This window comes from Brevibacillus sp. FSL K6-6036 (assembly GCF_037964015.1).
Taxonomy (GTDB): Bacteria; Bacillota; Bacilli; order Brevibacillales; family Brevibacillaceae; genus Brevibacillus; species Brevibacillus borstelensis.
The window spans coordinates 175689-201490 of the sequence record NZ_CP150173.1 but is presented as its reverse complement, the minus strand read 5'-3'; the positions used below and the strand labels follow the sequence as shown (position 1 = coordinate 201490).

Sequence of the window (25802 nt, the reverse complement as noted above, 5' to 3'; positions counted from 1 at the left end):
CAGCTCTCTTCCTCCTTCCTATCTCCTCAACCACTTCCACAGGGAGGCGCGTTCCTTCTCCTTCTTTTTTCCCGAACCGTCGGCCTCTTCTTCCAGAGGCAAAAGGGCTTTGCCCAGCGCTTCAATGGCATCCTTGGCCGCCAGCTTTCCCGGATGCAGCATGACAGGATTGCCCGTGTTGATCGATTTTTTCACTTCCTGGTCATCGGGGATTGGAAATATCTTTTTGCTGGGATGGAGTTGAAAATAGGCGCGTATCTCATCCAGGGTAAACATCTCTTTTCGCTGCAAACGGTTCATGCACAGAGAAATGCGTTCTTCCGGATAATCCGCCTCCCGCAAGAGTTTTAATATACGTTGAATATTTTCAATAGAATCAACTACGGGATTCCCGACCATCACGACCTGCTCGGCAAAAAACAGCGCCTGGATCGTTGCATCCGTCGTATCTGGAGCCGTATCGATCAGGATGACATCATAGTGGCTGTTCTTGAGCGCATCCAGGATCAAATACAGATGGTAGTCTTTGATCTCAAAGCTGTGCCGGATATCGCGCGGAGAGGTCAAAACATGCAAGCCGCTTGCCTCGTGGACAACGATATGCCTGTCCACTTCCTGCGGCGAAAGCTGTACACTACCGATCTGGACCTGCCACTCCTCCTGGCTCAAATCACCCGGTTCCCGGCCTTGGGAGCGAATCCAGTCATGCAGCCGCTCGTCGATATCCTGGACCCACGAATACAGATTGGGAGTACGCGGCAAATTCAATGCAGTCGCAAAGGTTCCCAGGTCCAAATTGAAGTCGACAGCCAGAACCTTCAGAGGATTTCCGCCAAGCTTCCGTTGTGCAAAATAGATGGCGAGCTCGCGGGAAAGAAAGGTTTTTCCGACGCCCCCTTTTGGACCGTATACGGTAATGAGCTGTTTTTTTGCCTGTTGGCCGCTTCCTGCAACATAGGGGTGGTGGGGCTTGGCCTCCGCGACTCCAGAAAATCCAGCCGCCTGCATACCTGCTTCCACGCCCGGAAAAGCCGCTCCGCCCATACCGTTGCTTGTCGTTCCGATACCGGTCAGACCTGTTCCCGTCCCGCTCATTCCTCCCATCGCCGCACTGCCTGCCGGCATGCTGGCATGCATCGAGGACATGGCTGTCATGGAAGAGAGCTGCATCGCGAGCGCTTCCAATTGGCCAGAATGGATCGGCTTGGCGATCACCCACATGCCCAAATTGCGGAAAAATGGCTCCCATATCAGCTCCTGTTCACTGCAAGCGGCGATAAACAACAGGTGCGGAAAAGCAAGTCTGAACTGCTGGCACAAAACCCCTCTTTCCGCTTCCTGCACTCCCCCGAGCAGCACGATGTCCGGTTTGTTTTCATGAAGGGCCCGCCACGTCTCCTCTACCCCTGTCGTTTGTCCGCACACCTCCAGCCACCGGCTTCCGGCCGTCTGTGTTTGCAAGGCTGCGCCGACAGCGGGATCATCATCCACGATCAGCAATCGCTTTTTCACTTACTGCTCCTCCTCTCCCCACCGTTTTTTCGTTTTCATCAGAGCCGCTGCAAAGCTCGCGTCACCGACTCCCGCACTGTTTTCTTCCTCCAGGAAAGACGCCTTTCCCAAGCGGATCTTTCCGTAATGAAGGGCGTGGGTAAGCAAAACGGCTTCCCTCAGCTGCAGCGAAAGCGTGACCGCCTCCAGTCTGGGAATATCGCCGTCCATCTCTCTCTGCACCCCGATCACCGGCATGTTCCGCAGGAGCAATCCGGTATGCGCGCCGCTGTCGTCTTCAAACGATGCGTACACATGCACCCGCTCGCCAATCGCTACATGCGGATTAATGCCCGTGACGTTGTTGACCGGAATGCTGATGCCCGTCATCGACCGCTCCAGCTCCCGCCCTTTCGCAACTTCCCCCGCCTCCTCAACGTCTCCCGGCAAAAGCGGTCTTCCTCCTTCTACCCTGCGGGACAAAGGGCGGTTCAGATAACGCGGAGCTTCTTCCCACGGGATCAAGCCGAAAGCCTCCGCAGACTGCTCCCGGGCAAGGCCGCCCACCTGAATCTCGCCGCGCTCAAGATCGGATGCAGTCAGCTTTTCTCCGCTCTCCTTCGCCACATTTCCCCTCAGCTTGACAAAGACAAAGGTTTGCGGCTGCAAAAAGTGATATGCTCCCGCCGCCACGCAAGCAGCCAAGAGCAGGATGGCAACCAGCCGCAGAGGATGGATGGACATGCCTTTGCCTCCTTTCTCTGTTTTTGCCAGCGTACAAAGGATGGACGGGACAAAAAAAGCCGGCTTTCCAGCAATAGGGAAAGACGAGTCTATCTCCTCGGACTTTTGCTTCGCATATATGACATTAGATGTCATACCTTGGAAGCTACACTTAGTTCCATCTAGGGAATGAATGGGGGATTCAGTATGAAAAAATGGCTTCGTATTGCAAAATGGACTCTGTTATCTGTAACCTGCTTTTATTTTCTTTTCATTGGTTTCTTTAAATTAAATGGAAATCCGGACATTACACTCGCTTTTCAACAGTATGGATATCCTTATTGGTTTCAGATCATAATCGGTCCTGGTGAAGTGCTGGGGGGCCTCGGATTGTTATTTCATAAGCTTTTCCGCTACGCAGCCTTCGCATTGGCTTTTATTACGTCTGGCACCCGATACGGCTAAAGAGTTTAACAAACGGCAGCGACTGTGGGCAAAAGAGGATCTGGGCGGCTTTACGAAATCGTTTACTGCCTCCCAGCAAATAATGGAGAGTGACGTTGTTCGGAGAACGGGACACGAACATGGCCGTAAAGCTGGCTACCTTTCTTGAACAGGGAGGGAAATCCACCGCCTTTGTCGTCATTGGCGCCGGACATTTTGTTTTTGAGAACATGGTAATTGATCAATTGAAACAAGAAGGCTATTACGTGGAGTTTATTCGGTAGCTTTTTTGAAAAAAAAGGACGCATGATTTCCATGCGCCTTATACATTGCTCGCCCCACCTATTCTTTTCCAAAACGCTATAAATGTAGACATGAATAAACTCTCTAAAACTTATTTTTTCGATTCTTTTCCGTTGTCTCCCATCAATACGATGGGTTACGTTTAACCCTTTTCCAGAAAAGGAGTAGCATAAACTTGCGTATTTGGATAGATGTCGCTATAAACTGTAGCAATCACTCTATCCTCGTCCTTGGAGTTGTAAAAATGAGGGGCTTTTTCAACTGAAACTGCTTTTCTTCTCCTGGTGATAACCCCACAATTACCACATTTCCCTTGCTTTCATTCTTTGAAACTGTAGTCCAATCTATGGTTGTTTCTGTCCACATCGTTTCAAATTTGATTCTTCGCTTTTTACGTCTGTCCGCTTCTTTACTACCTAAATGCAGGTTCCCAAGTTGTTCCAACTAACTTCACCGAGTTACCGTGGCCGTGAAAATACAGATTAATTTTATCTCTGCTAAAGCATTTTTTTTTGGCTTTGTACACTTTATGCATTCTATTAGCATTCTATGTCCCGATTTATACATTTAATGTAAAAAATGTATTTTTTATAAAGTTAATATATTACATTAATCCCATAATATTAGAAAGGAGCTTTGCTATGAAAAAAACAATTGGAAAACTTGCAGTTCTCTCTTTATGCTCTGCTTTTCTGCTCACCTCAGTACCAACCCATGGCTTTGCCGCATCATCCTTAAGTCAAGTTGCCGTTAACGATCAACAGGATAACGCATTCGTGAAAAAAGTTGACCCTTTTGTCAAATTAGACGCCAACACTATGCGTTTCTTCTTAACAAGTGATGCAAAAAAACATTTGTCTTCGAATGAGTATTCTCAAGCAGTAGCAGCCATTAATCAAACGAATGCTTTGATTAAAAAGAACAAAAGCAACTTGATAGCAAATGGTAAAAAAGTATCAATTAACCAAAAGATGGTTGCCAATTCAATTGATACTAATGCATACTGGGATTACGAACTTTTCTGGTGGGGACACCGCTTTTATCTCTCTCATGAGTTATGTCAAGACATTCGAGCTGAAGCAATGGGAATTGGTGGAGCTGGCACCATAACGGCAGGAATCCTTGTAGGTTTAGGGGTTCCGGGTTGGGTGGCTTCAATCATCGTTGGTTCTGGAGTACTAAGTCTTTACGTCGTCACCAAGATTGACAAAGGAAATGGAGTTTATATTGATACCTTTCATGTAGGGGTTCCGGGTGTTCCTAACGTGTACTCTGCTTAATAATTTCGGTTAAATGGGTAGAACACTCCGTTCTACCCTTCATACATAGAAAGGGGGTGACGGTACTTGATAGCAACCCGCTTTATCACTCATAACGTATTTGGCTTTCTTGCCATTTTGCTAATTTCTCATTTACCACTTTCCCCCTTTCTCGGAGTCCTCTTGGTAAGTATAATATGGATGGTCTCTGCTGCCTTTTTTACAATGGACTATAAAGAAACTAAACAAATTAAAGGAATAGTTCTTGCCGCACTAACACTTTATGTCATTATGGATCTATTGGTCCTTATAACGCTTTTGGAAAACTGAAGCCCATAATAGGAATGCCCTCTTGCAATATTCGCTGGAGGGCATTGGCTATTGTTTTTCTGTTATCCGGTCTAACATCGTAAACATAAGCCAAGGTGATTTGCTTCAGTATGCCTGCCGGATCGTCGGCTAATTGCTTTTTTCAACTGTCAGGATTGTTCAATAATCATTTTGTAGTAAGGCTATCGATTGCCTTCAATTTTACTTGCTCCCAGTCATCAAGCTTCAAAGTTTCTTTGTAAATCCACAATTTTATCCCCGACTTGTTGACAACATCGTATTGTATAACTCGAATTTTCTATCAGGCTGATCGCTTTTCGGGATAATTCGGATCGTTTGCGTAGCCGCCCTTCCAGATTGCTGGCAGGCCGTCATGTAATCTGCACCAAGTACGTCATAGTAACGTATGGCTTTCCCTCGTACCGTTCAGGATTAACTCGGAGAGATCAGCGATAGACTCAGCGCAAGGTTTTGTTTTCGTAAAAGTGTTTATTACATCTATGAATAGTGTAAATAATACACCATCTTCATCATAATATATTGGGGTATAATCCCTCTGAAAGGGAGAGTATTACATGAGACTCAGTAAATGGAGTAAACTACAACGCCTACTCGCCAGCGGCTTGCTCGGCATAACCGCGATACTCGGAAGCGTATTGACCGTACAGGCGAACGAAGCGCCTGCCGCAGCGCCTGCAATCAGCCCCTGGGCCGTCCAGACCCTTCACGAAGGCGAAAAATACGGAATTTATCCGCTTGCCTGGTATCAAGACGGCACCTTTCAGCAGCCGATTACCACGGACAAATTTCAAGCTTTACTGACCAGCACGGCAGCGAAGCTGGATAAGCTGGGCTTCAGCAAGAAGACTGATTTCAGCGGCCCGAAAGCAACAGATACAATAACGAGAGAAATGGTCCTGAACTCGCTGTACGGCGTCCTCACACAGTACGAGCTGCCGGAAGCTTTCGAAATCGGCAAGCTTTCCCCGATTGATTATTTGCAAAAGAAAGGCATCGTGAGCGGAACCATTAAAAGCCTGGGACTGAACCAGCCATGCACTGTCGAGCAAGCCGCCGTCTTTGCAAGCAGGCTTGTAACCTATACATACGATACCGCCCAGGGAGGGGCAAAAGGGCTGCTCTGGAAGGCCACCAAGGGGGGCAACACGCTTTACCTGCTCGGTTCGATTCACTATGGCACTCCGGATATGTACCCGATGCAAAAAAACGTCAGGGACGCGTTCGCCGCATCCGATACCCTTTGGGTGGAGCTGAATCTCCTCTCTGACGATGAAGAGGCGTTGGAATACTTTAAAGAATCCATGATGTACACCGACGGCACAACACTGAAGGATCACGTATCCAAAGCGACGTATGAGAAGCTGCAGAAGGTTACCGACAAGCTGAAACTTCCCCGGGATGCCTTCGACTCCTACAAGCCTTGGGCCGTATCCACCGGCCTGTCCCTGAATTCCACCAGAGTCTCGCCAAGCGAGCAGCCTCAGTCTTCGGCTTTGGGGGTCGACATGTACTTCCTGCAAAGCGCGCTTCTTTCCGGGAAACCGATACACGAGTTGGAAGGCATAAAGCTGCAAGCCGATCTTTTCAACAACGCACCGCCTGACCTGCAGGAAAAAGAATTGAATGAACTGCTGGACTCGGTTTTGAATCCGGATGCCGCCTCGCAGAACACGGCGAAACAGCTTATCGAGTGGCAGCAGCTATGGGCAAAAGGGGATCTGGACGGCTTTACGAAATCATTTACTTCCTCCCCGCAAATGATGGAGAGCGCTCTTGCGAAGGGGTTGTTCGGAGAACGGGACAAGAACATGGCCGCGAAGCTGGCTTCCTTGCTTGAAAAGGAAGGCAAATCGACTGTCTTTGTCGTCATTGGTGCCGGGCATTTTGTGGTCGAGAATATGGTGATTGATCAATTGAAGCAAAAAGGCTATAAAGTGGAGTTTATTCGGTAGCTTTTTTGCGGGTAACAGAGAGGGCGCATGGATGTCATGCGCCTCTTTCATTACCGTATATAGGATCAAGCTAGTTTATATTTTCAAGGTATTTAATAAATTCGGGTAAAAATTCAGTGTTATGTAAATCTCTGGAGTGGTCTGCGATAAGTACAATACTCGCATTTAGTTCTTTACCTGAAAAATTATAGATAAGAAAATCAGTATTTGGATATATCTCACTGTATCCTTTTGTGATTCCGCTATCTTCATTCGTTGCATTATAAAAACCAGATGAATAGGATAATGCATTTTTCCATTGGAATTTTTCTTCTATACCGGGAGAAAGCCCAACCATAACAACGATTCCTTCACTCTCATTTTTATATACTAAAGTCTTGTTGTTTTCTTGAAAAAGGCTATGCTCTGAATCGGAACTGTCTTTAAATTTACGAACGAGATTCGTAATAGCCCAGTCTTCGGTTATTTCAATATAACCATCTAGTGAAAAATTAGTCTTAATATCCAGATACCTTTTGTTAAATTTGTCGATGTCTATAACTGTTGAATTACTGCTAACGTGATTACTCTGGCATGATATTAGCAGAAGGATTATGGATGTAAACATTAGGTATTTTACGTGCACTCTTTTTCCAATTTCCATACAAACCACCCTTTTTTAGAGGTTGGACACGCAAATAATAATCGAGAGACATTATAGTTTGCTTACTAAGAACATATCGCTAAAGTGCCCTTAAAACCTTACTCCGAGATCAATAGCTAGTTGGTCCTAAAGCCATCCGCAAAGTAATTGCAAACAACATCGGTTATGTCTCGCTCTCTCTTCGCAAACGGAGTCCGTAAAGGGCTTCCCCAGCCTTATGTAGTTCCTGCGTTGGAAGATCCTTCAATATTTTGCAATCGTAACATTCCCTGCCCTTCTGAGTGCTTAACAATGCTCTCGAACGCAAGCTATGCGTTCTTTATTTGTGTCGGTTTTTTGGTCACTGCTGAACCTGTATTCTTGGGAAAAATGGGTATAGAAGTAGAATATATAGCAAGCATAAGGCAAATATACCATACATTGGTAATCTCTGAATATAATTTTTAGTTTACAGAAAATGCCTATATATTTGCATTCGTCTGTCATCTATCAATAAATCTTTCACAATCTCCTTGGCGAAATTAAAAGAAGGTAGACTTGTCTTTAAAAACAAACAGACGCTTTTCTATTTTATAACAGGCTTAAATCGAACCATTCACGCATATGGACTTAACAAAGGGGGGACAGGTGAAACCAGGTGAGCAAATGAGGAAAACAAGGGGGAGACAAAATGCCTGAAGTGCTGTTCAAGGTGGATTTGACCAAACCGATGGAGGAGCAGGATTTACCCGGACACAACCGCTGGCATCCCGATATTCCTGCCGTGGCTGCGGTCAACCCGGGGGCTATGTTTCGCATCGAGTGCAAGGACTGGACGGATGGACAGATCCAGAACAACGACGATCCGAGCGACATCCGCGACGTCAATCTAAAGCGCGTCCACGTGCTCAGCGGACCGATCTGGGTAAACGGGGCAGAGCCGGGCGATTTGCTCGTCGTTGACATCCTCGACATCGGCCCGCTGCAGGGGGCGGAGTGGGGCTTTGCCGGCATTTTCGCCCGGGAAAACGGCGGCGGCTTTCTCACAGAGCATTATCCCGAGGCAGCCAAGTCGATTTGGGATTTCCACGGTATCTACACCACCTCGCGCCACATACCCGGAGTCAGATTTGCCGGGATTACCCACCCCGGACTGATCGGCGTTGCCCCTTCCCACGAGCTGCTTGCGAAGTGGAACAAGCGTGAGAGGGAGCTGGTCGCGACAGACCCGCATCGCGTGCCGGAGCTGGCTACTCTTCCCGATCCGACGAGCACTGTGCTCGGTTCGCTTACCGGTGCCGAGTATGAGCGAATCGCAGCCGAGGGGGCCCGTACCGTGCCGCCGCGGGAAAACGGAGGAAACTGCGATATCAAAAACCTGTCCAGAGGCTCCCGCATTTACTTCCCCGTCTTTGTCAAAGGGGCGAAGCTGTCGATGGGAGACATCCACTTTTCCCAGGGCGATGGCGAAATCTCTTTCTGCGGCGGGATCGAAATGGCGGGCTTCATCGATCTGCACGTGGACATTATCAAGGGCGGCATGGCCAAATACGGCATCGTCAACAATCCTGTTTTCAAACCAGGTCCGGTCGAGCCTCACTATTCCGAATTCCTTGTCTTTGAGGGCATTTCCGTCGACGAATTCAGCGGCAAGCAGCACTACCTTGACGCTCATCTCGCCTATCGTCGTGCCTGCCTGAACGCCATCGAGTATTTGAAAACGCTGGGATATACCGGCGAGCAGGCCTACATGCTGCTTTCCACCGCACCTGTGGAAGGGCGGATCAGCGGCATCGTCGACATTCCGAACGCGTGCTGCACGCTCGCCATACCGACGGCGATCTTTGACCGTGCTATCACACCGAAATAACAAACCTTCACTTTCTTTTTAGGAGAGGATGCAGTCATGCCGACCTACTCGTTTTTATGTGAAACCTGCGGCGTCTTTGATCTGTACCGCAGCATGGCACAAGCCGGGGACCCCGGCCATTGTCCGGAATGTCAAAAGCTTGCGGTCCGGCTCTATTTGCCCGCCGGGCTGATTACGTCGTCCAAAGCGCTGCGGACCCGCATCGAGCAGAGTGCGGTGCCGAAGGTGGTGAAAAGGGAGACTCCCGGCTGTTCCGGGGAAGGCCAGAGACGCGGCAGCGCTCAAGCTCACGGGCATGCTTGCGGATCGCATGGACACAGCCATGCGGGCCATGCCTCTCGTCCCGGCAAGCCGGCCTATCGTTCGCACGCACCCAGCCGTCCGTGGCAGGTGGGGCATTAATCCGTTTGAGAAAAACATCTGCGAGAATATCAAGCCCAGCACCGTGGCGTGCTGGGCTGTTTTTGCTTACGTTTGACCATGCATGTTTTCAATGATTTTATTTGATTGACTTAATTTTCATTCTGTTTTGATACTGGACAATATACTGGTCCAGACGCTGGCTCAATTCTACAACTTCCCCGTTGTCAAAGCCTTTTTCCTGAACAAGTTCAACTAATTGTCCCCGCAAGCTCTCTATAATCCTTATTAAGTCCGTCTCATTATGCCGATTTTGTTCTTGTTCACCTACCAACCGGATCATGCACCTGCCTTTAGGAGCAAGCGATTCCCCTTTTGTAGGCATTCCTTTTAACGGGCACATAAGGGGAACGTCCCATTCTAGAATTTTCACAGCGATAGGATATCACGCCTTCCTTATTATGTAATACAAGGGCATTTATAACTATACTAGATTCTCCAATAAATACGGCTTTGAAAAAATAAGGAAATATAAAAAGCCAGTACCCGTTTGAAGGTACTGGCCTTTTGATTATCCACCCATTCCGTGTGTGTAGGTTTGCACTGTTTGGGTGACTGTAGTAGTTGACGTTTCATTGTTTGCAATACCGATGCACAAGCTTACAATTAGCGCGAGTGATAACGAAAACAACTTTCGTTTCATTCTTTGAACCTCCCTATTATTTCTTGATATATTCGTTCATGCTGCTTCGATGCATGGTGTCGATGTTCCCAAAACAGTGCAGTACATCGTTTAAATGCTTCTTGATTCTTCAACTTATCGGCTAGGTCCAAACAACATAATATTTCTTCAAGTGCATTGGTAATGCGCCCTTTCTTTAACTCATAGACGATCTTATTATACCTAAAATTATAATGTCTGCCAATATTAACCGGATCCTCATATTTATAAAAACGTTCTATTTCTAGAGAATACTGTTCTAAAATAGGTTCGATAATAATGTCATATTTACTGGCCGCTTCCATGAGAGTCAAAAGCCCCGCTGGTATTTCCGCTGGATGATTGGCTAAAAACTCCAAATACTCAGGCAAAATATGGGTTTCCCCCATCAGCAAATTATACGTGTACAAATTGGCTTTTGCCCACGTCTTGAAATTCTCAACCTCTCTTTTTCCCATATCATCCAAGAGTTCGAACCATCCAAGGTCAGCATAGCCTTGAACGTATTTTTTCGCTTCGTTATACAACCCTTGCATTTGTAATGCGACACCTTTTGCGAGAAACCCTTGTCCATAGTACACAACCAAATGGCGTTCCGTTCTTAACGGCTCACAGGTCTTGCCGTTTTTTTGTTTACGCAACTCATCCTGATAGACCTTCATGGCTAGTGATCGTAGTTCGTCTGCGTACTTCTCCACTTCCCTCCACTTTTGCTGCATAAAACACACATTCGCCAATTGTAACAGCCCGTCCAACTGAAAATTTTCCGGCAAACGCTTCCGATAAGGTTCAAACCGAATAACCGCCTTCCAGTTCTCTTCGGCATCTGTCCCTTGTGCTGCCCGGAACAACCGGTACTGACTGATCAAAAAACGGTCGGAATGACTGTCCTTCTCATTTTCAATTACGAACTCATAGAACGGAACAGACTCCTTCCGTTTCCCGCCCTCAAAGAGCTGCTCTGCCACTGAAAAAAGGATCCCTACATTTTTGGGGTCATCCAGCAATTTGGAAACGATCTGTTGAATACAATCCTTCAGGCCAATTTCTGCGCACCGGATCAGGTAGGGAATCACTCGCGGGCGAGATACCCTCTCTTTTGCGAAACACTCTTCTGTGTACAATTCATAGAGCCACCCAAAAGGCTTTCCAAAAACTTTAGTCAACGCATCCAATTGTCCTATCGTCATCGGGCGGTTGCCACGTAAAATATCACTAAGGTGTCCGTGATTTATACCGGACAATTCGCTGAGCTTGCTTAATGTATAACCGTTTTGCTTCTGATGCGTTTCTATCTCTGACCGCAACGACCGTTGCACCGTCTCTTGCAGCCTCATAGAAAAACACTCCCCCTACTCCCAAAGTGATTACTATTCAGTACGTTAAGTCACTCTTGATAAAGAGATATCTTTTTTGATGTTTCTATATTTTACCATATGATACACATAGAGGTAAACTAGTGGAAGTATTTCTCCTAACATATCTTCTCATTTTGTTGGAGATAACCCCCGGCAAACAAAGAAAGAGTTTCGAGCGCCTGTCTCCTCGGTCGAGGTGAAAACAAGAAAAGCAGTAGGAGTCGATGAATCTTAAAGGCTCCCATTATAAAAGAGAGCAACCCTCCTGCCGATTTCCCTGCAAGAGAACTGCTCTCTTTTTATGAACAAGCTTACATCTCACTGATTCCGTTCGTAAATCAAACGAAGGCCCTTCAGCGTCAAGTCGCCATCAACAACATCGATGCACTCTGCTTCGTTAGCAATCAAAGGAGCCAAGCCCCCTGTCGCGACAACAGTCGGCTGTGTACCGTACTCGGCCTTGATCCGGCGGACAATGCCCTCCACCTGACCGACAAAGCCGTAGTAAATCCCGGCCTGCATCGCTGATATCGTATTTCGCCCCACCACGGACGAAGGCTTCGCGATCTCGATGCGGGGCAGCTTGGCAGCGCGGCTTACCAGCGCCTCCGTGGAAATGCCGATCCCCGGGGCTATGGCACCGCCCCAGTACTGTCCGCGCTCGTCCACATAGCAAAAGGTGGTGGCCGTGCCAAAATCGACGACGATCAGCGGGGTTCCGTACTCGTGAATCGCGGCCACCGCATTGACGATGCGGTCTGTCCCGACCTCGCGCGGATACTCGTACTTGATGTTGAGGCCGGTCTTGATTCCGGGTCCCACGATCAAAGGCTTATGGCGCAAGTACTTCTCGCACATCCGCTCCATCATCACGTTGATCGGCGGCACGACTGAGGAAATAATGACACCGTCCACGCTGTCCAACGTCAGGCCGACACTGTCAAACAGGCTGCGGACGAGCATGCCGTATTCGTCTTCTGTTTTGTTGCGGTCCGTAGCCACGCGCCAATGATGACGCAGCGTTTCTCCCTCATACAGTCCCATCACGATGTTGGAATTTCCGATGTCCATCACCAGTAGCATAAGGCTTCTCCTACCGTTTCCGGGTGTTTAAATCGAGACTGATATCGAGCGCTTTTACCGAGTGCGTCAGCGCTCCGACCGAGATGACGTCCACCCCAGTTTGGGCAATGCCCCCGATCGTCTCCAGCGTGACGCCGCCGGAGGCTTCCACGACAGCCCGGCCGCCGATCATGGCGACGGCTTCACGCATCGTCTCGTTTGGCATGTTGTCCAGCATGATGATATCGGCTCCGGCAGCCAGTGCCTCCTGCACCTGCCCCAGCGACTCCGCCTCCACTTCGATTTTCATCGTATGCGGAATGGCGGCACGGGCCGCCGCGACTGCCTGAGCAATTCCGCCCGCTCCCTTGATGTGGTTATCCTTGATCATCACGGCATCGTACAGTCCGTAGCGGTGGTTGTGTCCGCCCCCGACGCGGACTGCGTATTTTTCCAGCATTCTCAGGCCCGGGGTGGTTTTTCGCGTATCCACCACCCGCGCCTTCGTTCCTGCGACTGCGTCGGCATACTGCCTGGTCAGCGTCGCGATGCCGGACATGCGCTGAAGCAGATTGAGCGCCAGACGCTCACCGCTCAAGATCGAGCGAACCGAACCGCTGACGTCTGCGATTTGCTCTCCTTTTTCGACACGCGCCCCTTCCTGGACGCGGCTTGTAAAGGACAAGGCTGGATCTACGGTCGCAAACACCTGCTCCGCCACGGACAATCCGGCAATAATCCCTGCTTCCTTGGCGTACAGAATGCCCGTCCCTGTCTCCGTCCCGGGAATCGTGCTCATTGTCGTCACGTCTCCGAAGCCGATGTCCTCTTGCAGCCACTCTTCAATTTTGCGTTGCAATTCCCGCTTATTCCACATCGTACTGGTCACTCTCCTCACGTACACCCTCATCCATCGACTGGATGATGTGCTTGCGCCAAATCAAATCGTCTTTGTTCGGGAAATCATTGCGATAGTGTCCGCCCCGGCTTTCCTCCCGCCGCAATGCCGCGCGTGTCGTCAGCACGGCCGTACCGAGCAGGTTGAGGAATTCGAATGCCTCGATTTCATGGTGCTCGCAGGCGTAAAACCGCTGCATGCGCTCCAGCTCTTCCAACGCCTTTTGCAGTCCCTTTTCCTGCCGCTTTACGCCGACGTGGCGCAGCATCAGCTTTTGCAGCTTGACCCGCTGCTCTCTCGTGTTGACGGTCCGATTCCCCCGTTTTTCTGCCTTTGCCTGCAACGGACGTATTTCGGGCAACGGCGGAAGCTCCCGGATGCGATGAACAATCCGGTGGCCAAACACAACCGCTTCCGACAGCGAGTTGCTCGCCAGGCGGTTCGCTCCGTGCACACCCGTGCAGGATACCTCGCCGCAGGCAAACAGGCGCTTGGTAGAGGTCTCTCCGTTCAGATCGGTCTGAACTCCGCCCATGATATAGTGGCAGGCAGGCGCGACCGGAATCCAGTCGGTTACCATGTCCAGCCCGTATTGGAGGCAGAACTGGTAAATGTTTGGGAAGCGATGCTTGATCAGCTCCTCCGACTCATGCGTGATATCCAGATAAACATAAGCCGAATGCGTGCGCTCCATCTCGGAAACGATCGCCCGGGCTACGACGTCGCGCGGCGCCAATTCCTTTTGCGGATGGTACTTTTCCATGAAGCGCTCCCCGCTCGTATTGCGGAGAATCGCCCCTTCCCCGCGTACTGCTTCCGAGATGAGAAAGCGCGGCGCACCCGGATAATACAGCGCTGTCGGGTGAAACTGGATAAACTCCACATCCTTGATCCGCGCTCCGGCCCGATACGCGATCGCGATTCCGTCCGCTGTCGCGATCTCCGGGTTGGTCGTGTAGCGGTAGAGCTGACCCGCTCCCCCGGTCGCGAGCACCGTCGCCTTTGCTTCCAGGAAAAAGCGTTCGCCGTCCGGCTTCATGGCGATCACTCCGACGCATTCGCCGTCCTGTGTCACAACATCAATCGCAAAGTGGTCTTCCAGTACGGTGATGTTGGACTTCTCCCGAACGCGTGCGGACAAGGCGCGGACGATTTCCGCTCCCGTTGCGTCCCCGTGGGCATGCAAAATACGACGCTTGCTGTGCGCCCCTTCTTTGGTCAGCTCGTACCGCCCCTCGGCGTCCTTGTCAAACTCGGTGCCGTAGGCGATCAGTTCTTTTAAGCGTTCAGGCCCTTCGTGGACGAGGACTTCCACCGCTTCGTACGAGCACAGGCCCGCACCTGCAATCAAGGTGTCTTGACGGTGCAGCGCAGGCGAATCGGACTTGGCCGTGACCGCGGCAATCCCGCCCTGCGCCCAGCGCGTATTGCTGTCGTCGAGTTTCTTTTTGCTGATCAATACCACTTCATTTTGTTCACTGGCTTGCAGGGCCGTATACAGCCCGGCGATGCCAGCGCCGATGACCGCCACTTCCGTTTTCATCCGCGGCAATGTTTGCAAATCAAAGTCAGCAATATAGCGGGGGATCATTCCCTGTGTCCCTTCTCTCATCCGTGATCAAATCTATGTTTCACCCATTATAACAAATACGTCTTGGTAGCAAAATGAGTTGGCGCAGCTCTTTTGTAAGCCTGAAGCTTTGCGAGTCTTAGCAAGCTTTACGAGGCTTTCGGGTTTTGGGCGGCGTTGTCCGGGCTGCGGTGGCGGAGATGAAACAGGAGAAAAAGGCTCCAGGTTCGGTGGGACACTTGCTTGGAAGCTTATACTGTCCGGCTCCATTCCAAAAGGGAAACCGCGTCCAAAAGCAGCCTGCCCGAGGATGCGTCTCAGAGGTTGGACGCGAAAAGCGTGTTCCCCTTTTTCCATTCCTCCTGGGCCGGTGTCCCAAAGACCTTCGCCTTTTTCTCCTGTTTCATCTCTACAGCGATTGTTTTCGCCCGGTCTTCCTAAAAGCAAAAGATAAAAAATCCTTTGCTTCGATGAACTTGTCATCGCTGCAAAGGCTGAAAGGGAGTCTGTAGAAAGTTTATGAATGAGACGGCACGGACGCACAGTCGGAGCAGGTGCCGTATACTTCGAATTTGTGGCCGGTGACCTGGAAGTCCTCGGGGATCGACGACATGATGTTCATCGGGCAACCGGGGAGTGAGGAGGTCTTGCCGCATTCGGTGCAGATGACGTGGTGGTGATGGTGGCCGTCTGCCGAACAAGCGAGCCTGTATTTTCCTTCCCCATCCAGCTCCGTCTCCTCCAGAATGCCCAGATCGACGAATGTCGAGATGTTGCGATAAACGGTGTCAAAGCTGAGATTGGGGTAGTCGTCCTTGATCCGTTCCATGATATCCTTGGCTGACAGGTACCGTCTCTCTGCCGCGCAGATGCGGATCAGCTTTTCCCGTTTACCCGTGTATTTATATCCTTTTTCCTTCAATATCTGCAACGCTTCTTCTACCTTCATCATCCTTGCTCCTTCCCGCATTGGTCACATGCTATCGCAGAGCCGCTTTGATTTTCTTCACACCGAGCACGATCAACAAGATGCTTACGGCTACCAATACAATTGTACCACCAGATGCCCAATCTAGCAGATAGGCAAAATAGAGTCCGGCCAAAACGGATGTTTCGGCGAAGACGATCGCGTACAAAATCGTTTGGCGGAAGCTTCCGGCAATCTGCAGACTGGCTGCTACCGGCAGCGTAATCAGGGCGGAGATCAACAGCACGCCCACGATCCGCATGGAGGCGGCAATCGTCAGCGCCACCAGAACCATAAACCAGAGGTTGATCGAGCGGCGGGCCACTCCGGAGACGCGGGCGAATTCCTCGTCAAACGATACGGCAAACAGCTCCTTGTAAATGAGGAAAACGGTGCCGAGAACGACTGCCGCCACGCCGATCAGCGCGTACAAATCTTCCTTGCTGACCGTCACGATTTTACCGAACAAGTACGAATACAGGTCGGTGTTAAAGCCTTTGGCGATGCTGATCAAAACAGTAAACAGCCCGAGTCCGGTCGAAAGGATGATCGGAATCGCCAAGTCCTGATACGATTTGTACACCTTGCGCAGCCGCTCGATAAACAGAGAGCCGATGACCGAGAACAGCATCCCGAAAAACAGAGGATTAACAGCCTGAAACAGCGCAATCTTTTTTGAGATCAGCATGCCTGCCGCTACTCCTGAAAGCGTTACATGCGAAAGGCCGTCCGCCATCATCGACAGGCGGCGCACAATCAAAAAGGTCCCGAGAATGGGACAAATCAGTCCAATCAGTATCCCTGAAAACAGGGTATACCGCAAAAAGTCATACTGCCACCAGTCAGCCAGCATGGTTCTACTCCTTCTTTCGTTCCAAATCTACTCAATGGTGGTGAGCGAGCATTTTGATCGAATCACCGTACATCTGCTGTAAAATCTTGTCGTGATTGTGGGCAAAGTCGTGCGCGGAGCCGTGGAAGTGGAGCTTCCGCTGCAGGCAGGCTACCTTGTTGACCCACTGCGTCATCACGCCTACATCGTGGCTGACGATCATCATCGTCATGCCGTTTTCTTCTTTCAGCGAGCGAAGCAGCTCGTAAAACTGTTCAATTGACTCCTGATCCACACCGACGGTAGGCTCGTCGAGGATCAACAGCTCCGGCTCCGCCACCAATGCCCGGGCGATGAAGACTCGCTGCAGCTGCCCGCCGGACAGGTTGCCGATCCGCTGGTCCAGCTTTTCCGTCAAGCCGACGCGTTCGACGACTTCTTCGACTTTTTGGTGGTGCTTGCCTTGCAGGCGGCGGAACAAACCGACCTTTCCCACCAGACCGGAAGCAACTACCTCCCGTACGGTAGCCGGAAAGCCGCCTGCCCCGTGAGCGACCTGCTGGGCCACGTAACCGATCTTGCTCCAGTCCCGGAACTTGGACAAAGGCTGCCCAAACAGCTCCACCGTCCCCTTCGTGGCGGGAAGCAGTCCGAGCAGCAGCTTCATCAGCGTCGATTTGCCCGAGCCGTTCGGTCCGACAATGCCGACGAAGTCTCCGCGTTCCAGAGAGAAGTTTATGTTTTCCAGCACGACTTTCTCTTCATATTGAAAGAATACCGACGTCAGCTTGACTACGGCATCCTCATGTTTCGCTTCCATGACGCCATCCTTCTTCCTTTAAATCGGATTTATTCTGATTTACTACGTTACATCGTACTACGATTCGGCAAAAATCTCAAGAAGTCAAATGCGGCATTCCGCTTTTCCGCCGTCAACTCCCAGAACATCCTCTCCGCTCTTAAAGACCCGCACGTTCTGACGGCGGGTCGCAGAGCGAACGCCAAACACAGTACGGCAAGCAGGCATTAGAAGCCGCCAGAATCAACGGTCAACTGATTCGTGTTGACATATCGGAAATCGTCGATATAATGATGATTATGGAGCCAATCGAAGTGTTTAAAGCATTGTCTAACGAGTCGAGGTTGCAAATTTTGCAATGGTTAAAGGAGCCGGAAAAACATTTTGTGCCCCACGAAGGGATTGATATGAGAAAAATCGGGGTTTGCGTGAGTCAGGTCACAGAGAAGCTGAAGATGACTCAATCAACGGTTTCCCAGTATTTGTCCATACTTCAACGAGCCGGTCTGATAAAAACAGAACGGATCGGCAAATTTACGTACTATAAAAGGAATGAAGAGAAAATACGTGAATTCGCTGCTTTTTTCAATAGTGAGCTCTAATTCTATAACTGAATGCCGAAAATGTATTCGGTTTTTGTTTTGTTTGTCAAATCGACATATCGCGATATGTATTATCATATAGTTTTGTCTTTTGTATCTACATTTTTCAATTTATCGATCTAAAATCGACAAAGGAGTTGTGATTTCATTGTCCAATACGTGGAAGGTTTACTTTTTGGCATTAGTCAGTTTTTTAGTCGGCACATCCGAGTATGTCATTTCAGGCATCTTGGATAAGATTTCGGAGACCCTGGGTATCTCCGTCACTTTGACTGGGCAGCTTGTGACGATCTTTTCATTTGTTTATGCTGTCTGCACGCCGGTACTCATGGCTTTGACGGCAAAATGGGAAAGGCAAAAGCTGCTGGTTTCTGCAATGGGCATCTTCGTGTTAGGGAATGTTTTGTCTTTTGTCCTGCCTGGGTTCGAGCTTTTTGTTGCAGCCCGTGTCATCATGGCTTTAGGCGCGGGAATGGTGGTTGTCACCGCCTTGGATATTGCCGCTAAAATTGCCGCCCCGGGAAAACAAGCAAGTGCCCTTGCCACAGTGGTTATGGGATTTACTGCTTCGTTGATTATCGGGGTTCCTCTTGGACGAGTTGCAGCGGCTGCGTTCGGATGGCGGTCTGTGTTCGGCTTCCTGGCACTGGCAGGCTTGCTGGCGATGTTTGTTCTCTACACAGTATTGCCTCGAGTCAAAGGAGACGATCCCGTTCCCTTGTCCAGGCAGCTTGCTTTTTTGAAAAACGGAAAAGTAGCGCTAGGGCTTGCCATTACCTTCTTCTGGCTGGGCGGATACTCCATCGCCTATACCTATATCTCGCCTTATCTTCTCGATGTCGCCGGCTTGAAGGAGGACATGCTGAGCGCAGCTTTATTGGCGTTCGGAATCGCCAGCTTGGCCGGATCCAAATTCGGCGGGTTCAGCACGGACAAGTGGGGCGTGTTCCCGACGCTGACCGGGGGCATGCTCCTGCACGCAGCAGCCCTCATCTTGCTATCCGTTTCCGTTTCCTTGCCCCATTCGTGGCTTCTTGTTGCTGTCTTACTGGTTTTGTGGTCGTTTGCGGCCTGGTCTACCGGTCCTACGCAGCAATTTAATCTGGTTCGGATTGAACCAAACTATTCGGGAATCATGCTGGGCCTTAACCAATCCATGATGCAATTGTCCATGGCGGCTGGTGCAGGAATGGGAGGCATCATTATCGATCAAGTGTCGTTGTCATCGGTTACATGGTTCGGCATGATCGGAGTGGTCCTGGCGATCCTTGCAGCGTTTCTGTTGAGGCTGCGGATGAGTGAAGGAAAGCAGATGGCTCAAGCAAACGAATAAACGAATACAACCGGAATCAGGAGGGCCGAACCGATTCCGGTTTTTTTGTGCTTGGCAGCTCTACAAGCCCATCCTTCGTGAATCAGGAAATTTTGAGGATTATTTATCTCTCTTTTGCGAAACAAACCGGTGTAATTACCGTCATACTAATTGTAAATACAGGGATAAATACCAGAATTGAGGGATTATTATCGAACAAAGGTGATTATCGTAAAAATGAACTCCCCTTTGTTTGTTATATAAAACAGGTGTTTTGGCGACAATAACCATCCGTAAAACAAAACGTAAAATTTCGAAAATACATGGGGTGAGATTTCGCTGTGAGTATATTTCGCCTATATACTCTTGGAATGCTACTGCTGGTCATATTGGTTGGATGCTCTCCCCCAAAGCCGCAAACGGAAATGCCAGATCATGCACCCCCGCATTCAACTCCTGCCGGGCAAGTCAAACAGGGCAAGCCCTCAAGCGAAGACGACGCGCTTTTCCCCATTAGACAAAGGGACCATGCAGGATATATCAACCGGAGCAGACAGGTCGTTATCGAGCCGTCATTTCTCCAAGGTTTTGCCTTTTCAGAGGGTCTCGCCATTGTAGAAAATGACGATCGGAAGCTGGGGTACATCGATAAACAAGGAAGCGTTCGAATCGATTTTCAATTTCCCGATGCACAGGATTTTTCGGAAGGGCTGGCTGCGGTACGGGTCCCGAACGGAGAAGGATGGGGTTATATTGATCGGACCGGCAAAGTCGTCATCACACCGCAATTTAAATTCGCCGGAAGCTTTCACGAGGGGCTGGCTGCTGTCCATGATCACGACTCCTTCCGCTTTATCAACCGATCTGGAGAACCGGCTTTCGAGATCCCGTTTCCGAATGTACAAGAACTGGGGGATTACTCCGAAGGCTTGGCTTTTATAAAAACAGGGAATCTATACGGCTTTTTGGACAAAAGCGGAAAGGCAGTCATCCCGCCCACCTTCCAGAGTGCACATTCTTTTCAAGAGGGATTCGCAGCGGTGAAGCTCGACGGCAAATGGGGATTTATCGATCGACAGGGTACGATGAAAATAGCCCCCGCGTACGAATTGGCCCATGCTTTTTCCGAAGGATTGGCCGAGGTCAAGACAGGGCAAGGGTGGGGATTTGTCGACAAGACGGGAAAGACAGCCATTGCCCCGCAATTTGCGGAGGTGGGTTCCTTTTCCGAGGGGCTTGCCGCAGTAAAGCTTAACGAAAAGTGGGGGTTTATCAACGCACGCGGAGAAATCGTCATTCCGGCTCAATTTGATTTTGCTTACGACTTTCATCATGGCCTGGCTAACGTGCAAACGGGTACAGCATGGGGCTATATCGATCGAAGCGGTGGAGTTGTCTGGCCCCCGCAACAGTAAAATCCGGATATAAAAGATAGAAAAAAGGAAGCTGCCCCTTTGGCTCTATGGATCGCCAAGGACAGCTTCCGTTCCTGTTTCCTATTTCAATGCCGCACGCAGCATTTCGAGGTTGTCTTTCATAATAGAGAGATAGTCTTTCCCCGCTTTCGCCTCTTCCTCCGTCAAGCCTTCCAGAGGATTAAGCGTTCCCGTTTGGACGCCTGCTTCTTTGGCAATCACTTCGGCTACCTTCGGCGACGCCAGGGTCTCAAACAGGACATACGAAATGTTGTGTTCCTTCACGTGTTCGACGAGCTCCTTCATCTCTGACGGCGACGGCTCGTCGGCTGGATCAATCCCTGAGATTGCTACCTGCTCCAGTCCGTAACGCTTGGCCAGATAGGCAAAGGCGCTGTGGGCGACCATAAACTCTTTTTTGGAGGATTTGCTTACCATATCCGCAAAGTCTTTGTCCAGCTGATCCAGATCGGCGGCCAGCTGCTGGTAGTTCTTCTCGTAGGCATCAGCATGCGCCTTGTCCTTTTCAACCAGAGCGGACTTGATTTTCTCCGCCTGTGCTTTCAGCATGGTCGGATCGAGCCACACGTGGGGATCGGTACCACCGTGATCATGCTCGTGCTCATGGGCATGCTCCTCGGTAGAGCCAGTGGCAGCAGCCGCATCCTGCTTGTGTTCTTCGTGACCCTGGGCTTCGGAACCTTCCTTGTGTTCCTCATGTCCTTGAGCCCCGGAGCCTTCCTTGTGGTCGTCATGTCCTGCTTCGGCTGCCTCGCCCTCGTGTCCGTGATCATGGTCATGTCCCCCCGCAGCTTCCAGCAGGGAAAGTCCCTCCGTTGTATTGACCACTGTCGTCTTGTTTTTGTCCATGCCTTTTACCGCGTTGTCCACCCATGCCTCAAACCCGCTCCCGTTGTAAATGAACAGGTCGGCACTGCTCAGAGCGACCATATCCTTGGCAGTCGGCTCAAAATCATGAGGCTCCACTCCGGCTGGTACGATATTCGCCACGTCGGCATATTCGCCAGCGATCCGCTTGGCCGCATACTCCAGCGGGTAAAGCGTCGTATATACTTTTATTTTGGATGTTCCCTCATCCGTTTGCGGAGACGTATTGGCAGTATTTGCTGTGCCGCAGCCAGCCATAGCCAATGCGGTCACAATCGTCAGCGTAGCCAGCATCGTTTTTTTCATCCTTCTTCCACTCCTCTTCCAATTCATAATCATTCCGATTTGTATCTCAACCGTTTTTTATTATACGGGCAGCTGCCCATAAAGTAAATAGGATTTATTCCGATTTGCGCCGGTTTCTTCACAATTTCTTCATCGCATTATGATATGATACCGGTAAGGAGGTCTGTCCAGGATGAAACGGAAACATTTCTTTGTAATTGGTCTTTTGGCTGCAGCCCTTGTCTCCGGCTGTGCCTCTCAAGACAAAGCCCAGGGCGATCATGCAGCGCATCAGCAGCACGCCCCAAATGGAGACCTGCAGGAGATGACCGCTTCGGTGGATCAACTGCCCAGCTTTTTGGACAACCAAGACCCGCAAATCGTCGCAGCCTATAAAGTCGCTGCAGCCAATCGCGAGCTTCTCAAGGTGATTCCTTGCTACTGCGGCTGCGGTGAAAGTGCCGGCCACCAGCACAATGGAAACTGCTTTATTAAAGAGGAAAAAGAAGACGGCTCCATCGTCTGGGACGATCATGGCACCCGCTGCGGCGTATGTATGGAAATCGCCGTCGTCTCTGCCAAGATGAAACTGGATGGAAAAACCGATAAAGAAATCCGCACGTTTATCGACGATACGTATAAAGACGGCTATGGAAAGCCGACTCCGACTCCCATGCCGTCGTAAGATTCGGTTGCAGGAGCATATGACAAAACCCCTTCCAAGCGCAGGAAGGGGTTCTTGTTTTCCGCTAGTTTTCTTCGCCGAGGTACTTGATGCCATTTGCCAAAAGCGATGCGTAAACCTTGGCTCCTTCGGTGGTGAGATGAACGCCGTCTTTTACAAAATACTCATCGTGGTTGGCGCTGGCCTCATGCCAGTTGATCAGCGAAATTTGCGGAGAGCTGTCGGCCCTCTCTTTCAGTGCTTCGTTGACCGTACTCTCCCATGGACGAGGGACACGGGTGTTGATCAGGACGATCTGCCGGTTTTTGCCGAGTGTGTGCAAGAGTGAATCCATCTGCTTCTTCGTGAAAGCACCGTTTGAACCAAGCTCCAGCACCACGGTTTTGCCCAGTTTCCCTTCCGCATGGAGGCGGTTGGCCACTTCCAGCGCTTGGGACATCTGTCGGCCAACCTTTCCGTCGATGACAATTCCCGGCAGCATCTCTTTTAAGTAAGGCTCCGCGTCGAGAATTACGGAATCCCCAATGACGGTAATGCCATGGCCGTTCCCGATGACAGGTGTTTCCGCTTTTCCCTCCTGGCCTTTCTGCTGTTCCGCAGCCGAACCGTCGGGTTGGTCTGTGCTCGTGCCTTGGCTGTTGCCCGCTGATTGCTTGTCGCCCGTTGCGGCATCAGCATTCGAAGATTTGTCTGCTGCTGAAGGGGTCTGCTTCTCCTTTGACGCATTCTTTCCACCAGCAGGAGATTGCTTGCCGTCCTTGGCGCCGTTCTTTCCGGCCGCCACCGTATCCTTCGCGCTTTCTCCACTGCCGGGCTGATTGGTTTGCTTTCCATTCACTGCCTGATTGCCTGCCGGCTTTGTTGCATGTCCGCTTTTATCAGCAGCAGCACTGTCTGCACTGCCTGGGATTTGGGGTCCCTTTCCATCGCCGGGCGTTTGTGCTCCCGCAGCAGCTCCAGACCCATGCGCTTGATCAAGGGACGCTGGATCTGCTTCCGTTTTGCCATAAACCTTGTCAGGAGTAGACGAACTCGCGGTAGCTATCGGGAACAGATGCGTCATCCCGGCAAAGGAAAGGCTGATCACGAGCAAGGCCCCAATCGAAGCAATCCATGCGACGCGTCTGCTCCTCCCCGACCGTCCTTTGATGCGTTTCCACAACCGTCCCAACCCGCCGTGGCGAATCGGTTCTTCAATGAATCTCCACGACAGGGCAGCGAGCAGGACGCTTGCCGTTACCTGAACAAATGCCAGCGGGACGTTCACTCCCCCTGTATTTACCTCTGGGCTGGTCAGCACAATGACGGGATAATGCCACAGGTAGATGCCGTACGAGCGAACGCCAAACCACCGCAGAGGCTTTGCGCCCATCAGCTTGCCAAGCAAAGAGGCGGGGTGGGCAAGCACAGCTACTACGACAGCCGTTGCCAGAGAAAGTACGACCAATCCGCCTTGATAGAGAAACTCGTCATACTCATTTATATGGAAGATCATCGAAATGACGACCAAAAGACCTGCTCCCCCGACCAGATCGAGGGCCAACCGTACGCCAGCCGAGACGTTGTGGGAAAGCTTCCTGCTCGGCCATACCATCGCGAGCGCAGCCCCGATGAGCAAACCGAAAACTCTGGTGTCAGTCCCGTAATACACCCGGCTCGGATCAGCCCCCGGCTCATAAAGCAGCCCCATCGCCAGTGCTGAAGCGGCGGCTCCCGCCAGCGTCAGTCCAAGCAGCTTTCCCCGTTTTCTCAGGAGGCTAAGCCCAAGTACGAGCACCAGCGGCCAGATGAGGTAAAACTGTTCCTCTACAGCCAATGACCAAAAATGGCCCAGCGGAGAAGGCGGACCGAAGCTCTCGAAGTACGAGACCTCATGAAAGATCAGCCACCAGTTGCTGACATAGAGCAGCGCCGATCCGATTTCTTCTTTCATCGCCAAAAGTCGGGAGGGATCCTTAATGGCAAGCCATCCAACTACCGCTGCCATCATGACAAGCATCGCCGGCAGGAGCCTTCGCGCCCTCCTCAGCAAGAAATCGCCCAAATGGAGCCTGCCGCTTCGTTTCCACTCGGCGATGAGAATGTCCGTAATCAAATATCCGGACAAAACGAAAAATACACCGACCCCCAGCAGTCCTCCGGGTGTCCAATCCAGATGAAGGTGGTAAGCGATAACGGCCAGCACTGCCAAAGCTCTAAGCCCATCCAAGCCAGCCATGTAGCGGCCGTTTGCCTTGATCGGCTTAGGCATCTCGTCCACCCCCTCTGCGTGTTGCTGCTCTTGCTGTAATTGACTCTTGCTGCCCTCTTGTCATGATCAGTCTGCCTTCCCCTCTAGTGTACTTGTATATATGAAAGGAAAATCCTCGATTGAGGCGATTTCACCAAAAAACGACATTGTTTTCACACGAAGACAAACGCTCCTTCCGTCCCTCATATGAAGAGCTTTCCTATGTACGTTCCCATTATAAGAAGTACAATCGCAAATGTATTTACAAATCGTTAAAAAGAAAAAAGTTATTTTTTTCCGCAAGATAAAAAGAATCGACAAAAATGTTAAACCCCACGTAAAAGCTCGAAAACATACTTCGACAGCTATACGGTATGTTGATTGCAAAGCGTTTGATAAAATGGAAGTAACTCTCTGTCCACTGGAGATAAAAAGGGGATATTGCCCATGACGGATCAGCAATCACGTTGCTCCTCATTGATTTGCAGGTTGGACCACTTTGGGGAACTTACAAGACCGAAGAAACCTTTGCGGTGATTCAAACCTTGATCGAAAAAGCACAAGAAGCGCACATTCCGATTTTTTACATCCAATACGAAGGAATACCCGGAGATATGATGGCAAACGGATCGATGTTCTGACAGTTTGTCCAGGGGATTTCGCCTTGCGACTCCCGACAGGGGAATGACCGTCATCCCGGCAGAGCAGGTGCGATTTCAGACAGCGGCCATCTGGGGCTGCTGTTTTTTGTTCAGGCGACTGAATGGAGACTATCCAACATAAAGTTTGACGAAAAGGAACCA

The 25802-nt window shown here is 50.4% G+C and carries 23 protein-coding genes; 10 read left to right on the top strand and 13 right to left on the bottom strand.

The window, feature by feature from the left end; translation table 11 throughout:
• Window positions 1-18 precede the first annotated feature (18 nt).
• Entirely contained in the window at window positions 19-1512 is a 1494-nt protein-coding gene (locus NST37_RS01120) for an AAA family ATPase (RefSeq protein ID WP_339186119.1), read from the bottom strand.
• On the bottom strand, window positions 1513-2235 hold the full coding sequence (locus NST37_RS01115) for an RcpC/CpaB family pilus assembly protein (protein WP_122958273.1): 723 nt from the start codon (window positions 2233-2235) through the stop codon (window positions 1513-1515).
• 186 nt (window positions 2236-2421) lie between these two features.
• Here NST37_RS01115 and NST37_RS01110 point away from each other — a divergent pair, with 186 nt between their 5' ends.
• From NST37_RS01110 to NST37_RS01095, 4 genes are all read left to right on the top strand, one after another.
• Window positions 2422-2679: a DoxX family membrane protein gene (locus tag NST37_RS01110; protein ID WP_003390299.1), complete on the top strand. Its 258-nt coding sequence runs from the start codon at window positions 2422-2424 to the stop codon at window positions 2677-2679.
• A gap of 95 nt (window positions 2680-2774) precedes the next feature.
• Complete coding sequence (locus NST37_RS01105; RefSeq protein WP_003390298.1) at window positions 2775-2942, top strand: TraB/GumN family protein; 168 nt, start codon at window positions 2775-2777, stop codon at window positions 2940-2942.
• Window positions 2943-3602: 660 nt separating this feature from the next.
• Complete coding sequence (locus NST37_RS01100; protein WP_024984063.1) at window positions 3603-4241, top strand: hypothetical protein; 639 nt, start codon at window positions 3603-3605, stop codon at window positions 4239-4241.
• Between the two features lie 884 nt (window positions 4242-5125).
• A complete protein-coding gene (locus NST37_RS01095) occupies window positions 5126-6523 on the top strand; it encodes a TraB/GumN family protein (RefSeq protein WP_339186116.1) in 1398 nt (465 codons plus the stop codon).
• A 70-nt stretch (window positions 6524-6593) separates the two neighbouring features.
• Here NST37_RS01095 and NST37_RS01090 read toward each other — a convergent pair whose 3' ends face one another.
• Entirely contained in the window at window positions 6594-7166 is a 573-nt protein-coding gene (locus tag NST37_RS01090; RefSeq protein WP_339186114.1) for a hypothetical protein, read from the bottom strand.
• A 670-nt stretch (window positions 7167-7836) separates the two neighbouring features.
• Here NST37_RS01090 and fmdA point away from each other — a divergent pair.
• Window positions 7837-9015, top strand: coding sequence for a formamidase (gene fmdA / locus NST37_RS01085; protein ID WP_339186112.1), 1179 nt, complete (start codon window positions 7837-7839; stop codon window positions 9013-9015).
• Between the two features lie 36 nt (window positions 9016-9051).
• Complete coding sequence (locus NST37_RS01080; RefSeq protein ID WP_003390290.1) at window positions 9052-9417, top strand: FmdB family zinc ribbon protein; 366 nt, start codon at window positions 9052-9054, stop codon at window positions 9415-9417.
• Between the two features lie 97 nt (window positions 9418-9514).
• Here the strand turns inward: NST37_RS01080 and NST37_RS01075 are convergent, their stop codons facing one another.
• The 8 genes from NST37_RS01075 to NST37_RS01040 all read right to left on the bottom strand — a co-directional run bounded on the left by NST37_RS01075 (window position 9515) and on the right by NST37_RS01040 (window position 17603).
• Window positions 9515-9718, bottom strand: coding sequence for an aspartyl-phosphate phosphatase Spo0E family protein (locus NST37_RS01075; protein ID WP_051567418.1), 204 nt, complete (start codon window positions 9716-9718; stop codon window positions 9515-9517).
• A gap of 356 nt (window positions 9719-10074) precedes the next feature.
• Complete coding sequence (locus NST37_RS01070) at window positions 10075-11433, bottom strand: helix-turn-helix transcriptional regulator (RefSeq protein WP_339186110.1); 1359 nt, start codon at window positions 11431-11433, stop codon at window positions 10075-10077.
• 339 nt (window positions 11434-11772) lie between these two features.
• A complete protein-coding gene (locus NST37_RS01065) occupies window positions 11773-12537 on the bottom strand; it encodes a type III pantothenate kinase (RefSeq protein ID WP_122958268.1) in 765 nt (254 codons plus the stop codon).
• A gap of 10 nt (window positions 12538-12547) precedes the next feature.
• A complete protein-coding gene (gene nadC / locus NST37_RS01060) occupies window positions 12548-13393 on the bottom strand; it encodes a carboxylating nicotinate-nucleotide diphosphorylase (protein WP_024984723.1) in 846 nt (281 codons plus the stop codon).
• Window positions 13383-15005, bottom strand: a complete 1623-nt coding sequence (gene nadB / locus NST37_RS01055; RefSeq protein WP_003390284.1) for an L-aspartate oxidase — start codon at window positions 15003-15005, stop codon at window positions 13383-13385. The genes nadC and nadB overlap by 11 nt, the downstream gene beginning before the upstream one ends.
• A gap of 496 nt (window positions 15006-15501) precedes the next feature.
• Window positions 15502-15933: a Fur family transcriptional regulator gene (locus tag NST37_RS01050; RefSeq protein WP_024984725.1), complete on the bottom strand. Its 432-nt coding sequence runs from the start codon at window positions 15931-15933 to the stop codon at window positions 15502-15504.
• Between the two features lie 31 nt (window positions 15934-15964).
• A complete protein-coding gene (locus NST37_RS01045) occupies window positions 15965-16804 on the bottom strand; it encodes a metal ABC transporter permease (RefSeq protein ID WP_003390281.1) in 840 nt (279 codons plus the stop codon).
• Between the two features lie 31 nt (window positions 16805-16835).
• Entirely contained in the window at window positions 16836-17603 is a 768-nt protein-coding gene (locus tag NST37_RS01040) for a metal ABC transporter ATP-binding protein (protein WP_171506529.1), read from the bottom strand.
• Between the two features lie 278 nt (window positions 17604-17881).
• Between NST37_RS01040 and NST37_RS01035 the strand changes: the two genes are divergently transcribed.
• The 3 genes from NST37_RS01035 to NST37_RS01025 all read left to right on the top strand — a co-directional run bounded on the left by NST37_RS01035 (window position 17882) and on the right by NST37_RS01025 (window position 20911).
• A complete protein-coding gene (locus NST37_RS01035; protein WP_003390278.1) occupies window positions 17882-18184 on the top strand; it encodes a metalloregulator ArsR/SmtB family transcription factor in 303 nt (100 codons plus the stop codon).
• 148 nt (window positions 18185-18332) lie between these two features.
• Window positions 18333-19517, top strand: coding sequence for an MFS transporter (locus NST37_RS01030; RefSeq protein ID WP_327926347.1), 1185 nt, complete (start codon window positions 18333-18335; stop codon window positions 19515-19517).
• 404 nt (window positions 19518-19921) lie between these two features.
• Window positions 19922-20911, top strand: coding sequence for a WG repeat-containing protein (locus NST37_RS01025; RefSeq protein ID WP_172920350.1), 990 nt, complete (start codon window positions 19922-19924; stop codon window positions 20909-20911).
• Window positions 20912-20992: 81 nt separating this feature from the next.
• Here the strand turns inward: NST37_RS01025 and NST37_RS01020 are convergent, their stop codons facing one another.
• A complete protein-coding gene (locus NST37_RS01020; RefSeq protein ID WP_172920351.1) occupies window positions 20993-22105 on the bottom strand; it encodes a zinc ABC transporter substrate-binding protein in 1113 nt (370 codons plus the stop codon).
• Between the two features lie 172 nt (window positions 22106-22277).
• Between NST37_RS01020 and NST37_RS01015 the strand changes: the two genes are divergently transcribed.
• Window positions 22278-22769, top strand: a complete 492-nt coding sequence (locus NST37_RS01015) for a PCYCGC motif-containing (lipo)protein (protein WP_003390273.1) — start codon at window positions 22278-22280, stop codon at window positions 22767-22769.
• A 64-nt stretch (window positions 22770-22833) separates the two neighbouring features.
• Here NST37_RS01015 and NST37_RS01010 read toward each other — a convergent pair whose 3' ends face one another.
• Entirely contained in the window at window positions 22834-25020 is a 2187-nt protein-coding gene (locus NST37_RS01010) for an acyltransferase family protein (protein WP_339186106.1), read from the bottom strand.
• Window positions 25021-25802 lie beyond the last annotated feature (782 nt).